This window comes from Ekhidna sp. (assembly GCF_040220215.1).
In the GTDB taxonomy this organism is placed as follows: Bacteria; Bacteroidota; Bacteroidia; order Cytophagales; family Cyclobacteriaceae; genus Ekhidna.
Genome location: NZ_JAVJTR010000009.1, coordinates 110330 through 124665, shown reverse-complemented (window position 1 = coordinate 124665; position 14336 = coordinate 110330). Strand labels below are relative to the sequence as shown.

9 protein-coding genes are annotated in these 14336 nt (G+C 41.9%); 6 read left to right on the top strand and 3 right to left on the bottom strand.

Translation table 11 applies throughout. The features are described from left to right. Window positions 1-213: 213 nt before the first annotated feature. Both RIC88_RS02335 and RIC88_RS02330 read left to right on the top strand, forming a co-directional pair. Window positions 214-642 carry a Rieske (2Fe-2S) protein gene (locus RIC88_RS02335; RefSeq protein WP_350215820.1) on the top strand — a complete coding sequence of 143 codons (429 nt, stop codon included), beginning with the start codon at window positions 214-216 and terminating at the stop codon, window positions 640-642. Then, the gene (locus tag RIC88_RS02330; RefSeq protein ID WP_350215819.1) at window positions 639-1910 is read left to right on the top strand and encodes a hypothetical protein; all 1272 of its coding nucleotides are present in this window, start codon (window positions 639-641) and stop codon (window positions 1908-1910) included. Before RIC88_RS02335 ends, RIC88_RS02330 begins: the two co-directional genes overlap by 4 nt. On the opposite strand, the gene RIC88_RS02325 is transcribed toward RIC88_RS02330, so the two are convergent. Together RIC88_RS02325 and RIC88_RS02320 are read right to left on the bottom strand one after the other, a co-directional pair. Continuing rightward, window positions 1907-2644 (bottom strand): transporter, encoded by a 738-nt coding sequence (locus RIC88_RS02325; RefSeq protein WP_350215818.1) that lies wholly within the window; start codon window positions 2642-2644, stop codon window positions 1907-1909. The two genes, RIC88_RS02330 and RIC88_RS02325, sit on opposite strands and share 4 nt — an antisense overlap. Window positions 2645-2653: 9 nt before the next feature. Next, window positions 2654-2857 (bottom strand): DUF6728 family protein, encoded by a 204-nt coding sequence (locus RIC88_RS02320; protein ID WP_350215817.1) that lies wholly within the window; start codon window positions 2855-2857, stop codon window positions 2654-2656. Window positions 2858-2937: 80 nt separating this feature from the next. Between RIC88_RS02320 and RIC88_RS02315 the strand changes: the two genes are divergently transcribed. The 3 genes from RIC88_RS02315 to RIC88_RS02305 all read left to right on the top strand — a co-directional run bounded on the left by RIC88_RS02315 (window position 2938) and on the right by RIC88_RS02305 (window position 6398). Then, window positions 2938-3354 (top strand): Fur family transcriptional regulator, encoded by a 417-nt coding sequence (locus RIC88_RS02315; protein ID WP_350215816.1) that lies wholly within the window; start codon window positions 2938-2940, stop codon window positions 3352-3354. A gap of 1 nt (window position 3355) precedes the next feature. After that, window positions 3356-5728 carry a TonB-dependent receptor gene (locus tag RIC88_RS02310; RefSeq protein ID WP_350215815.1) on the top strand — a complete coding sequence of 791 codons (2373 nt, stop codon included), beginning with the start codon at window positions 3356-3358 and terminating at the stop codon, window positions 5726-5728. A gap of 73 nt (window positions 5729-5801) precedes the next feature. Then, a complete protein-coding gene (locus RIC88_RS02305; RefSeq protein WP_350215814.1) occupies window positions 5802-6398 on the top strand; it encodes a hypothetical protein in 597 nt (198 codons plus the stop codon). A gap of 76 nt (window positions 6399-6474) precedes the next feature. On the opposite strand, the gene pbpC is transcribed toward RIC88_RS02305, so the two are convergent. Then, window positions 6475-8829, bottom strand: a complete 2355-nt coding sequence (gene pbpC / locus RIC88_RS02300) for a penicillin-binding protein 1C (protein ID WP_350215813.1) — start codon at window positions 8827-8829, stop codon at window positions 6475-6477. Between the two features lie 62 nt (window positions 8830-8891). Here pbpC and RIC88_RS02295 point away from each other — a divergent pair, with 62 nt between their 5' ends. Beyond that, entirely contained in the window at window positions 8892-14318 is a 5427-nt protein-coding gene (locus RIC88_RS02295; RefSeq protein ID WP_350215812.1) for an alpha-2-macroglobulin family protein, read from the top strand. Window positions 14319-14336 lie beyond the last annotated feature (18 nt).

Sequence of the window (14336 nt, the reverse complement as noted above, 5' to 3'; positions counted from 1 at the left end):
AACTAAATGAATACTAATCACAGTACCATTAAAAAATTTCTCTCTTCCCTTTTTTTCTTGATAAAAAAAGGGACAAAAAAATCAAGAAAATTTGAAAGCTTCTCCGCAATACCCAACGCATGGCTCGCCAAATTTTCATTCCAGCCCTCCTGCAAGGAGAACTTGTATAGTGTAAGTCACCTTCCATTTATTTCATTAAATTAAAATTGATTTATGAAACGGATAGAGTTCATAAAAACGTGTGGAATGGGTTGCTTAGGTGTAATGGCCGGTAGCCTAATACTTTCCAGCTGTGCAGCTACCACTAGAATTAAAGCCTCCATCAATGGATCATTTCTGGAGCTTGACTCACAATCTTTTGAAAACGATGGCGGATTCAGAAAATACATCATTGTGGAAAACGAACAGCTACAATATCCTATCAGTGTGTTCAGGATGGATGAATTCAACTATAAGGCATTATACATGAGATGTACGCATCAGGGAACAGAATTGCAGGTCTTCGGAGATCGTTTGCAATGTCCGGCGCATGGGAGTGAATTCACTAATAATGGAACTGTACAAAATGGACCGGCAGACAAAGACCTCCGTTCGTTTCCGGTAATTGTAGAAAATAACGTGATCAAAATAGATTTATCGTGAAGTCAATCATTAAAAACATAAAACACCCCTTTAACCGATTCGTCGGACCGTCCCTTAATGGGATATTTCTTCTGATGGTATTCTCCGCATCAGCTCAGGTAGATAGCACTTTACTAAAGAGAACTCCTCAGGATACCACCATTCAAGGGGCAATGAATATGGATGCGGTATATAACCGACCATTTCTTCAGGTTGGAAAGTTGCCGGTTTCAGTGGGAGGATATATAGAAGCGGATTATCAATACATTGGTGAAGATGGGATCACGGATGGACATTCATTTCGAGTGCCTCGAATGACCATTTTTATTGCTTCATCCATTCATTCAAAAATCAAGTTTTTGTCAGAGATAGAGCTTGAAGAAGGTGGAGAAGAAATCGCGATTGAGTTTGCTGCGTTGGACTTTAACTTTCATCCACTCTTCAACCTGAGAGGCGGTGTGGTTATGAACCCAATCGGTGCGTTTAATCAAAATCATGATGGCCCGAAATGGGAATTTGTCGATCGGCCAATCTCGGCTACAGAGATGCTTCCTGCTACCTGGAGTAATGTCGGGTTTGGACTATATGGTAAAAACTATAGCGGTGATTGGGCCTATGGATATGAAGCCTATTTAACCAACGGGTTCAATGATGCCATTATCAACAATGGTGAAAACCGAACCTTCCTGCCTGCCTCAAAAGCGAACAAAGAGCGCTTTGAAGAAAGTAGTAACGGGGAGCCTCTTCTCACTGGTAAAGTAGCTTTGCGAAACAATAATTTCGGGGAAATAGGACTATCCTATATGGGTGGAATCTACAACACGTATCAGGATGATGGTCTTCAACTAGACGATAAAAGACGATTGGATGTCTATGCAATTGACTTCAACTCTACACTTCCCTGGACAGACACCTACCTGGTTGGTGAGTTTGCCTGGATCAGTATTGATGTGCCGGAAACATTTACTCAACAATTTGGAAACAGGCAAAAAGGCGGATTCATTGATATTGTACAACCAATCCTAAAGGGTAATATTCTTGATTTCGATAGAGCAACCTTGAATGTTGCCTGTAGGTTAGAATATGTGGATTGGAATGTGGGTACCTTTAGAGAAACTGGAGGTAATATTTCAGACGATATTTGGGCCATTGTTCCGGCAATTAGTTTCAGACCAACAGCTCAGACTGTCATACGTCTGAACTATCGCATGATGCAGCAGCAGGATATCCTGGGAAATCCACCCGCTAAAATTAGAGGAATACAGTTTGGTATTTCCAGCTATTTCTAAAACCCAAATGCAGCACCAAACCCAACGAACGAGTCAGGCGAGATATTCGATAATCCCCAACCGGCAGAAACATCAAATTGAAGTCTGTTTTTGGCCAGGAAGATGATACCCGTATTGAATCTATGATCGGCATTTCCATCATAAAAGAATCCATAAGGTTCAGCAAAGAGTGTCCAACCATCTGCAATGGCGTACCCCAAAACCGCAGTGTAAAAGGATGTGGTTAAATCTTCCGGGAAGTTCATCCCGAAATTGTATCCTAGTGACAATTTATCAGAAAGTGTATTAGCAAAATTCAATCTAATTTCGGGGACCACTCTGGATGGCTTAAAAGCATTGTCTCCGTTAGCCAGAGTTACCTGACCAATCACACTGATTTCCGGAACCGCTCCATTTTCCTCCAGCAAATACACCTTCGTACCAAGGGTCAGTGGACTCAATCCGGATTCTGATGTATCATCTATATTATTCTTGAACCCCACGTAATTTTGAGTCACCCGAATTTCAACACCGTCAATAACTCCATATCTCAAGTGGAAATTGGCATATGTGTTATTGAAAACATCATCAACCAATGTTTCTCTAAGGAAACCATATTCAAGAATAAAATTTCCTTTAGGTACTACGCTTGTAGCTGCTGATTGAGTCGGTCTATCAGTAACTATCGGATCAGAATCCTGCGCCATTGATACACCTGTACCCAGCACAAAAAGGAAGGCAAGTAATTTTTTCATGCAGCTAATTTACGCTCTGGATATCGCTCTTACAATCATTACAATCACAGCTCCTAAAAACATCAGAATAGATATTTTATTGATAGTGTGCATTGCTTTCAGATTGAAGCTCTTTGGTCTATTCGGATCTTTCTTTCGGAAGAAATAAGTCAGGACTTCTGTGAAGTCGAAATAGTTGACTTTTTCCTTTTCGGATTTTTTCTGCTCTGTCATATCTATGCATTAAACTTTCAAAGTTAGAAAAGTGTTCACACTTATAAATGCAAGTGAGTTGCATAAACTATATTTGCAAAATGTCTCAGGAAAATTTGAAATCCATTCTGAAATCACACCAGCTGCGAATCACCGATTGTCGGCTTGATGTCATGCAGTTCTTTTTGAATGAAAAGGGCGCGCTCTCCCAAGGTGATCTTGAAAATCAATTCACCCAATATGATCGGGTGACGCTTTATCGGACACTCAATAGCTTTCTTGATTCCGGCATACTTCACAAAATTCCCAATGAAACCGGTACAGCTACTTACGGCCTTTGTCACGATACCTGTTCCCCGGATCACCATGAACACAACCACATCCATTTTAAGTGCAATAGCTGTGGCCAGATTGAATGTTTGGATGAAAAAGTGGTTCCAAAAGTGACCGTACCGGCGGGGTATCAGGTTGATGGTGTTAACATGATTGTTGATGGGATTTGTGCAACCTGTGGTTAAAATGAAATTACTCTCTCTTATTGCTTCAATTTGGCTGGCAGCCCCTATTCTTGGTCAGGATGCCCCATGCGACAGATTAGTTTCGGGTCAGGTGCTGGATATAGACACCAATGAACCCTTGCCCTTCGCAACAGTGAAGATTCAGGGAACTCAAAACGGAGCTGTATCTGATGAAAATGGCCTATTTAAAATCACAGAAGTATGCAATGACGAAATTGATCTTGAAGTACGATTCGTAGGATACAAAACAGTAGTACATCACCACGATTTCCACCATTCATCACCTGTAATATATATGGCCTCAGACGAAACACTCCTTGAAAGTGTGGTAGTAGAAGAAGAACTCAATGCACATGCTTTAAAAACGATTGAGCCCATTGATATAAAAGTTGAATCGCTTGAAGCTATTGGCGTAAATGCCGGTGATCTGTTTGCTCAAAGTTCAGGGGTCAGCACACTTAAAACCGGTCAAAACATCATCAAGCCTATTGTGCATGGCCTTCATTCCAATCGCGTTTTGCTCATTAACAATGGAGTTCGCCACTCCTATCAGGCCTGGGGCGCAGAGCATGGTGTTGAAATAGATGCTTCACAAATTGATCAAATAGAACTCATAAAAGGAGCTTCAACGGTCAGGTATGGAGCAGACGCACTGGGCGGAGTTATCCTTTTTAATGGCCCGCAACCTAGCTTTTCTACTAAACTAAATGGTGAACTAAACGGCGGATTTCAAACCAATGGCCGATCGGTAAGTGGTGAATTGAGCATCAATGAAGGATATGAACGAGCTGCCTGGAACGCTTCCATCTCAGGAACAAGGCAGGGCGATCTAAAAGCAGCAGATTATCAATTAACTAATACCGGAAAGGAAGAATTTGGTGCAACAGCCGGAGGACGATTTCATTTTCCCATTCTTGATATCAATGTCTATTTAAGTCACTTTGAACAAACGCTTGGCATATTAAGAGGGTCGGTCAGTGATAATTTAGAGGGGCTTGCTGAGGCGATTGGTGCAGAAGTACCATCTAACACCAAACCATTTTCGTACGACATTAATAATCCCAAACAGGAAACAGTTCATGATCTCCTGAAACTCGAGACCTCCCTATTCCTCGGTGAGCAGCAGTTTGATTTTCAATACGCTTTCCAGCGAAACCTGAGAAGTGAGTTTGATGTCAGAAGAGGCACAAACAATGAACGTCCCGCCATTGACTTACGACTCATAACTCATACCATAGATCTGGATTGGGACCACCCAAGTACCGGCGCATGGGCTGGAACGCTGGGCATTCAATTTTTCAACCAGAACAACGATAATCTACCGGGCACCAACACGATTCCCTTCGTGCCTAATTACAACACAAACAATCTGGGATTTTTTGGCATTGAATCCTACACTTCCGATAACACAACCTATGAGGCAGGCATACGCTTCGATCTGATGAACCTCAACGTAAGAGGACGCGATTCTGACAATGATATCTACAGGGATAATCTAAACTACCAGAATTTCACTTTTACGCTTGGTTTCGTAAAGGAGCTGGAGCACCTAACACTTAGATCTAATATCGGAACAGCCTGGCGAGCGCCAAACATCAACGAGCTATATAGCTTCGGTAAGCACCAATCCGTATTTGAATTTGGGCTATGGAGGTATCAGTTATATCCTGAAAATGATAGCATTTCCACCAATATTGTGCTGACAGATCAGGCCAAAGAAGTCAAAAGCGAAAAAGGCTTAAAATGGATCACCACGTTTAGCTATACTAAAAACGGGCTAGGTTTCGAAGTAACCCCATATTTAAACTGGATTCGTAATTACTTTTTCCTCAGACCCTATGGAATCACAGAGACGGTGAGAGGAGCTTTCCCCTACTTCATCCATGATCAAACAGATGCGCTTTACTCAGGTATTGATTTGGATGTAACTAGGCAATGGAGTGATTCATTTACCTCAGAACTGAAGGCGTCTTATGTATATGCGAAAGACACCAAAAACAATCAGCGATTCGTCGGCATCCCTCCTCTCAATATCATGCTAACGCTTGAGAAAAAGATTGGCCTTTTCGCTATGGCGTTAAACCCGGAGTTTGAAGCAAGACAAACACTCACGCCTGATGTAATTGAACCTGATGTGATTGCTCAAGAAGGTGAACTTCCATTCGATCGATCCGGTACATTTGATTTCATGGACTCCCCAGAGGCCTTTTTCTTAATGAATGCATCCATCAACTACCAAAAAAATAGCCTTAGCATTAAGCTGAAAGCAGAGAATTTGTTAAACGCCAGCTATCGAAGATATACAGACAACCTGCGATATTTTGCGGATGATCTTGGTGTCAATGTTGGACTCTTGGCGAGTTACACTTTCTAGTTCTTACAACATTGTTGCATTTAAAAAATATCTTATTATACTTGCAATAGTATTGCAAAAACAAAAAAATCAAATGAACGCATTAAAAAATCACTTTCTAATAGGATTAATTTCCCTAAGCATGGTATCTATCAGCTGTAGCGACGATGATGTCCCACCGGAGGAAAACGAGGAAGAGGTCATTGATAAAGTTAGTCTCATTTTTACTCGAACCGATATTATTGAAGCCCCGTTGAAGTTCGAAGGTATTGACCCAGATGGTGAAGGAACTGATCCATTTGAATTGGATGAGATTGTTCTAAAAGCAGGTGCTCTATATGAATTAGAGATAATTTTAGAGAATACCACTTCAAACGAAAATATTACTGAAGAGGTAAAGGAGGAAGCCGAAGAGCATATGTTCTTCTTTGAATTTACAAACGGATTATTCTCAAACCCATCAGGGAACGGAAATTACGATAATAGAGCAGATGACGTTAATTATGGAGATGAGGACAAAAATGGAAATCCCATTGGGGTCTTCACATTCTGGACAACTTCCTCTAATTCCGCTGAAGGACAATTTCGTTTGGTCTTAAAGCATCAACCAGACATAAAATCAGCTACCTCTACTTCCGGTGATGGTGAAACAGATATCGACATTATCTGGACAATTAATATCAACGAATAGCCAATCTCATCATAATATTAGGTTAAATATTTTAGGTTGGTTAGAATCCACTCTTTTCAGAGTGGATTTTTTTGTTTTAGAAACTCACCTTCTTTACAGAAATAACAATATCCTTATTCCTCCCCCGATCATCGCTGCATGAAATTTTAACTTTGCCATCCGGAGGTGTGAAATATAACTCCTCATTCCGAGTTGCCGATTTGTAAAACACATCATTCACATACCAGTAAAACTTCGTAGCGTTGGAAGGAGCTTGTGCTTGTAGTCTGATTTGTTTATCGTCATTCGTATCCACAAAGTATTCGAGCTTGTCAACTGGCGAAACAATCTGTAATCCCTGATCCGGATATACACGTTCACAAAATTGATAATGACCCGGCTCCTTGATATATGTAATTTTCTCAGACTGGAAGTAATCCAGCATCTCAGCGGTATAGCTTGGATAAAACGCCTCCACATGTTTATCAATATCTTTAATACACGTGGTACAGTAACTTTCAGAAGAGTCCGGGGCAATCAAAACCGGCTTCATGTGCTGGCACAGCTGTGGAATTGTCGCTCCCTTGACGACCTGATCCACCACCTGATTTTCACAAAAGGAATTGGGCAATAGTCCGGTTTCGTCACACACCCAAATACGATTCACCCCATTCGGCCGGGAATACCAATCATTGCTGAAGGCATCTGAAATTACATTAAATACATCAAATAAAAGCGGAGCAGCCACACCCACACCGGAAAGTTCGGGAGCGCCTTCTCCTGAGAAATTTCCTGCCCAAACACCTACTGTGTACTCCTTATTATAGCCAATGCTCCAAGCATCTCTTCGACCAAACGATGTTCCGGTCTTCCAGGCGATTTTCGGGCGGTTGGGATTATCCTTCCAACTATCAGGCAGATCGGGACGGGTTACTTCGGTCAGAATCTCAGTTAAAATATAAGTAGCCTGCTCCGAGAGAACTAGGTTCTCGGTTGAAATGCTGTCCTTAACTCCTTCTGACAACTTCAGATCAATAAACCTTCCTCCATTTGCAAAAGCAGCATACAGACCAGTCAGCTCCTCGAGTGTAGTGCCGCAACCACCTAATATCATTGAAAGACCCAGACGATCCTTTGAGCGCTCTATTGATTCAAAGTCTGACCGAATAAGAAACTGAATGAAATCAGGAATTCCGTAATCATTGAGCAACTTCACGGCTGGAACATTTAAGGATTGCTTTAGTGCTTCTTCAGATGAGACCCATCCATGAAAAGCATTATCATAATTTTCGGGCTCATAGCCTCCAAAATTCATACGAACATCTGCAAGTCGAGTCTTTGGAGAAAGCGAGCCCTGATCGTAATGCAACGCATATAATAATGGCTTCAGGGTGCTCCCCGGTGACCGAATCGCCTTGATGCCATCTACCTGTCCTGCGTCCATTGTACTGTAGAAATCAGCAGAACCAACATAATTCACCACTCTTCCTGTGGTATTTTCAACTACGAGCACCGACGCATTCGTGACATTTAAATACCGAAGGCGATCAATGTGTGAACGGGTCAGCTCCTCAATTTGCTTTTGCTTTTCCAAGGCAATGAATGACTTGATAATCTTATCATTCTTCTGGATTTTTAGTCGCTGTGAAAGATGAGGTGCATGGTTCGGTAGATTTCTTCTTTTCGGCTCCAAATCTTCAGATAAGGCAATCTCAATGATATGATCCTGAAATGCTTTCCCACTCCGAAATCTTAGGAGCCACTCATTTTTAGCTTGATTGATTGGTTTGTGATCTTTATTGATAGATAGCGAACTGGGACGATTGGGTATTGCAACTATTCCGGCAATTTCTGAAAGACTGAGCAGCTTGGGATCCTTTCCAAAGTAAATATGTGAGGCAGACTTTACCCCTTCAATGTTTCCCCCGTAAGGAAGTAAATTCAGATATAAACGCAAGATTTCATCTTTTTCATAATGAAATTCAAGTTGTAGTGCATTGAACATTTCAACCACTTTGTTGCCGTATGTACGCTCCTTTGGATTTAAGAGTCTGGCAAGTTGCATGGTAATGGTAGATGCACCTGACTTACGCTTGCCACTCATGATATTTTGAAAAAGTGCACGGATGATGGAAACAGGATTCACTCCCGGGTGAGAGAAAAAATATTGATCCTCCTTGAAGAGAATGGCTTTCTCCAGATCTGGAGTGATCTCCTCTGACTCCAAATACAATCTCCACTTGTCATCCTCCGATAAATAAGCATTCAAAATCTTTCCCTGATCATCCAGTACAAGCGTTGAATAATCCACATCTACCGGAAAAGGAAATAGCCTATCCAGTATCAGAAAAGTGGAAAAGAGCACAATCAAACTCACTATAGTCACCAAACCTATCCTTATGATATGGCGGGGCTGTGTGATGGATGTAGTATTGATGCGACTAAACTTCATGTTAGGTTCATAACGATTCCAAAAATATTATTTAGTTTGCTCATACCTAACCTTATAGATATATGTCTTCAAATAAATTACCTTTCCCAGGATATTTAAAAAGTATCCTTTTTACCGCTGTTGTCTTTGCAGGGCTTTATTCCTGTAGCAATAAAGAAAAGATTGAAATTACGTTCAGAAACTTTGGCGAGGAAGTAACTACTACTCAAAACCTGACAATTGAATTCAATCAAACTTTAGCCACTGAGGAAGCCTTAAATCGGTGGGATAGTACAGAATACATCAAGTTTGAGCCACCAATAGATGGAGTATTCAATTGGGAAACTCCCAGCAGGCTTACGTTCTCTCCTTCTGAAAAACTTCCACCAGCTACCACTATCAAAGGAACTGTTACAGACAAAGTAATCCCTGAAGATCAGCCGCTAAAATTAGGTGAAGACATTTCATTCACTTTTAAAACCACTCCGTTGAGTGTGTACAAAATCTCATCCTATTGGGCCAGAATCAACAAGGACAGTAAAGAAACACCTAAGGTCTTTTTAGAGCTTGAATTCAACTTTCCGGTTCCGGTAAGTGACCTTAAGAGTAAAATGGAATTGCAGTTAGGCTCGGAAACGGTCGCCTATGAAATGGATACCGAAGAAGACTATTCCAGAACCATCAAAATACATGTCAACCAATACGAACTTAAGGACATGGCTATTCCAGTCAAGTTGATCTTACAGCCAGGTCTTATTCCTTTTGGTGGTAAGGAAGCAACCAAAGAACCAAGAGAGGTTGCTACTAACCTCAACAGCCCCTATAACTTCAAGGTGACAAGTGTTTCTTCCAATTATGACGGGACTAAGGGCATCCTGACAATTGTGACCTCACAGGCGCCTCAATCAAGAAACTATGAGAGCCTTATTGAAATAAAGCCAAAGCTGAGGTATGAAGTTGAGCGAAAAAATAATGGTTTCGTGATCACAAGTGAGTCATTTGAAGTAACAGAGAAATATGAGGTAATACTGAAAGAAGGGATGGAAGGTGAAATCGGAGGTATCTTAAAGAACAATTATCGCGAAGAATTCTCCTTCGGAAAGGTGCAGCCAACAATCAAGTTCGCCAGTACCAAAACCCGATTCTTAAGTAGAAAGGGATTTAAAAATGTGAAGGTGCAAATCCTGAACATACCTGAGGTTGAAGTGGTGGTCTCTAAGCTTTATGAGAACAACGCGATGACGTTCCTATCCAGCCGTGATTATTACTACGACTACAATAGCGACGAATATTACTACGGATACAACTATAATAATACAAGCCTGCAGGACGAGATTTTTTCTGAAAAAATCAATACGTCTGAACTCCCGAGAGAGGGTAACTTCAGCTTGCTAAACCTGGATTTTGAGGATAAGCTGAAAAACTACAAAGGCATCTATGTAGTACAGGTTCGCTCTACCGAGAACCGATGGCTAAAAGACTCCAGACTTATATCTGTTTCCGATTTGGGAATGATCGTCAAAAACGGAAAAGACAAGGTTCATGTATTTGTAAACTCTCTTGACTCTAGCGAACCGATAGCCGGTGCGAATGTCACTGTGATTGGAAACAACAATCAAAAACTAAGTACGGTGACTACAGATCAATCCGGAGTTGCCGTACTCAATCTTGACCCCAACCTACCAAATGGTTTCAGGCCAGAAATGGTCACTGTGAGCAAGGGGGATGATTATAACCTACTGGACTACAATTCCACAACGGTTCAAACCTCTCGTTATGATGTTGGTGGTAAATATCTGGGCGACAAAGTCTATGAGGGCTTCATCTTTATGGAACGTGATCTCTACCGTCCGGGAGAAACGGCAAATCTTGCTGTCATTGTACGTGACAGGAAATGGGGACTTCCGGGTGAAATTCCAGTAAAAATCAATGTTCGAACTCCTGATGGAAAAGAGTTTGTGAACCGTCAGAAAATTCTGAATGATCAGGGGTCAGCCGAAACCTCTATCTCACTTCCAGGGGCATCACTGACAGGAAATTACACCGTTTCTGTTTATACATCGAACGATAAATTCCTCACGAGCAAGACGCTGAAAGTGGAAGAATTCCTGCCGGATCGAATCAAAGTAGAATCGAAGCTGGATAAAGAAGAATACCTCCCAACAGACAATAAAATCAACATGGATATCACCGCTGTGAATTTCTTTGGCCCACCAGCGGCTAACAAAAACTACGAGGTGCGCATGCAGTGGACCCGAAGTGGATTTTATCCGAAAGACTATCGGGGATACAACTTCAACTACGAAAAAAACAACACCGACTTGTATGATATTACTCGTGAAGGCACGACAAGCGAATCTGGTCAAGCCAACCTATCTGTAGACATACCGAGCAACTTCAAGAGTAATGGCATCATTCGTCTCACAGCTTATGTGACAGTTTTTGATGAAACAGGACGTCCTGTGGCTGTAGTCAATCGGGCCAACCTCTACACACAGGAAGTATTCTTTGGATTGAAAAGTGATGACTACTGGGTTAAAACCGGTGATTTAGTTAAGACCAAACTAATTGCGTTAGACAAAGACGAAAAAGTCCTGAAAGGTCAGAAAGCTACTGTTAAAATCATCAAACATGAGTATAAAACTATACTGGCGAAATCAGGAAGCTATTATCGCTACAGATCAGAAAGTTATGAGCGAATCATCGAAGACAAGGAAATGGAGTTCAATGGAATTGACACCAGCATTTCTTTCATCCCGGATTTGTCGGGTCGATATGAAGTACGCATCTTCCCTCCGGGCGTAAACAACTACATCTCTCGCAGCTTCTATGCTTATGGATATGGGTCTACTACCGTCAATTCTTTTGATGTTGACAATGAAGGTGAAGTAGATATCGTATTAGATAAAGAGAATTACAAATCGGGAGAGACGGCCAAAGTGCTTCTGAAAACACCGTTCTCAGGAAAAGTACTGGTGACTGTGGAGTCCGACAATGTGCTGGATCATTTCTACGTTCAGGCCAACAACCGATCTGCACAATTTGACCTACCAATTAAGGAGAATTACTTACCTAACATCTTCATATCAACTACCCTTTTTAAGCCGCAGAAAGAATCAGATATCCCGCTGACTGTAGCGCATGGGTATATGCCAGTGAAAGTGGATAAACCTGACAATAAGCTGGAAGTGAAAATCACTGCAGTAGAAAAATCCGAATCCAACAAAAAGCAGAAGATCACAATTTCAACTGCACCAAACGCAATGGTTGGATTGGCTGTAGTCGATGAAGGAATCCTGCAAGTGTCCAAATATCAAACCCCTGATCCGTATGATTTCTTTTATGGAAAACGTGCCCTAGCAGTCAATTCCTATGATATTTATCCATACCTCTTCCCGGAAATTGCCGGAAATCTGACTGGTGGCGGAGCGGGTCTGGCTTCAGAACTATCATCACGTGTGAACCCGCTTAACAATGACCGGGTGAAGCTGGTCAGTTTCTGGAATGGGGTTAAGAAAGCCGATGGTAGCGGAAAACTCGAATACACCATAAACATCCCTCAGTTCTCCGGTGATCTACGAATCATGGCGGTGGCATTCAAAGATGCTGCCTTTGGAAATGGGCAGAAAAATATGAAGGTTGCGGATCCGATTGTGATCAGCCCGGGAATCCCTCGATTCCTGAGTCCAACAGATACCCTGATCATGCCGGTTGCTGTCTCCAATACAACAGATAATAGCATTCAATCTACGGTTAAAGTCAGTACAGAAGACCTATTGAATGTTGCTGGCAAAAAAGAAATAAAATCGAAGCTCCCGGCAAGTCAGGAGTCCATGTTCAACTTCAAGGTTTATGCTGATAATAACATTGGAAGTAGCCAGATAAAAGTAGATGTGAATGCGGGAAGCGATAGCTACTCCCACCTCACCGACATCACAATACGTCCGAACTCCCCACTCCTGAAAATCACCGGGTCTGGCGTTATTAAAGGAGCCAAAACAGAACAGGTAGAAATTAAAGATTCCAACTTCATTGAAAAGACAGTAGAGCGAAAACTGATTGTAAGCAAGTCACCCATGGTAGAGTTTACACAGGATCTCTCGTATCTGCTACGTTATCCGTACGGCTGCATTGAGCAAACCACCTCGCAAGGGTTCCCATTGCTATATTATAGAAATGTGTCCTCGGGTGTATTGAGTAGCGATGACCTTGAGGTTAATAATGCCAACTACATCGTAAATGAGGTCATCAAGAGAATTTACCTGATGCAACTTTACAATGGTGGTTTTTCTTACTGGCCTGGTCATGGGACAGCTTCATATTGGGGTTCTGTATATGCAACCCACTTCTTAGCGGAAGCTCAACGCGCTGGCTATAGCGTAGATGCCGAGGTACTTGCAAAAGCTATGGATTACCTCAAGCAACAAGCCAATGAAAAAAAGGTAATCGACTATTACTATACCTATACTCAGAAAAGACCTATTTATCCGCGAGCAAATTTCTATTCCCTCTATGTACTAGCGTTAGCAGGTCAGCCACAGCGATCTACCATGAACTTCTATTTGTCCAAGCAAGAATATATAACCGCTGACAGTAAGTATTTACTAAGCGCAGCATATGTGCTTGCTGGAGACCCTTCCAGAAGCAAAGAACTTATCCAAAGTAACTTCACGTCAGAGTCAAAAATACGGTCTACAGGAGGTAGCTTCTACTCACCTATTCGTGATGAAGCCATAGCTTTGAATGCACTGTTGGATATCGACCCTACTAATGATCAGATTCCGGTGATGGCTAAGCATTTGTCTGATGCATTGAAAGAGCGCAGTTGGTTTAGTACGCAGGAACGTGCCTTTACTTTGGTTGCGTTGGGACGGATTGCTAAAGAAGCAGCTAACTCTTCCATCAACGCAGATATCAAAGCGAATGGAAAAACGATCGGCTCGTTTAAGAACACCAATGAACCGCTGGAGCTTACAGGAAGTGATATAGGGGGTAAGATCTCTATTTCCACTAGCGGAGAAGGGACACTCTATTACTTCTGGGAGTCAGAAGGTATCAGCAAGGATGGATCTTATGTAGAGGAGGACAACTTCATCAAGGTCAGGAGGACGTTCTATGCCGAGAACGGCTCTGTGGCTAACCTTAGCAACATCAAACAAAACGATCGACTGATTGTGGAACTGACGCTCTCGAAAAATTTCAACACTTCAATTGACAATGTTGTGGTGACTGACATGCTACCGGGGTGCTTCGAGGTGGAAAATCCAAGGTTTGGAGAGTTGCCAGCTTATCGATGGATCCGTAATGCCAGCCGTCCTGAGTACTCAGACTTCCGGGATGATCGTGTGCATTTGTTCACAGATTTGAATTACAGTGGAGAAAGAAAGTACTACTATATGGTGCGCGCAGTTTCAAAAGGACATTATCAGTTGGGTCCGGTTGCAGCGGATGCTATGTACAACAATGAGTATCACTCTTATCATGGTGCTGGAAAAGTAATTGTGAGGTAATTCAACAACTTACATCCC